Origin of the sequence: Amycolatopsis sp. cmx-8-4, from assembly GCF_046548675.1 — a bacterium.
GTDB lineage: Bacteria > Actinomycetota > Actinomycetes > Mycobacteriales > Pseudonocardiaceae > Amycolatopsis.
In genome coordinates this window covers 1-560 of sequence record NZ_JAEBDZ010000107.1, presented here as the reverse complement: position 1 = coordinate 560, position 560 = coordinate 1, and the positions used below count along the sequence as shown (strand labels likewise).

The 560-nt window shown below is 65.7% G+C and carries 1 protein-coding gene; it reads left to right on the top strand.

All coding sequences use genetic code 11. The features are described 5' to 3' along the window. Positions 1-549, top strand: a 549-nt coding sequence (locus tag ACLJQZ_RS48605) for an IS630 family transposase (protein ID WP_410628522.1), incomplete at its 5' end; no start/stop codon positions are given. Positions 550-560: the final 11 nt, after the last annotated feature.

The following is a 560-nucleotide window of genomic DNA, read 5'->3' as shown; positions in this document are numbered from 1 at the left end:
AGGGTGATCTGTGTCGATGAGTTCGGGCCATTGAACCTGCAGCCGCGCCCGGGCCGCGGCTGGTTCCCGAAGGGTCGTCCGGCTCGGCTGCGGGCGACCTACACCCGCACCAAAGGCGTCCGGCACATGTTCGCCGCGCTCGACCTGGCCACCGGGCAGATGTTCTACCGGTTCCGTGACCGCAAACGCTGGCCGCAGTTCCTCGACTTCTGCAAGCAAATCCGCCGCCGCTTCCCTGCTGGGAAGCTCTACCTGGTCTGCGACAACTACGGACCGCACGGCAAGGCCGAGGTCACCGCGTGGTGCGCGGCCAACGGCATCGAGCTGGTCTACACGCCCACCAACGCCTCGTGGTTGAACTGGATCGAGTGCGAGTTCACCGCGGTCCGCTACTTCACCCTCGACGGCAGCGACTACCCCAGCCACGCAGCCCAGGAAGCCGCCATCGCCGGCTACCTCCGCTGGCGCAACCGCCACTGCCACCCGAAACGCCACTTCGCCGTCAACTCCAAGATCCGTCGCCCGGATTACCTACCCAACGTTGCTTGACAAAGCACTAG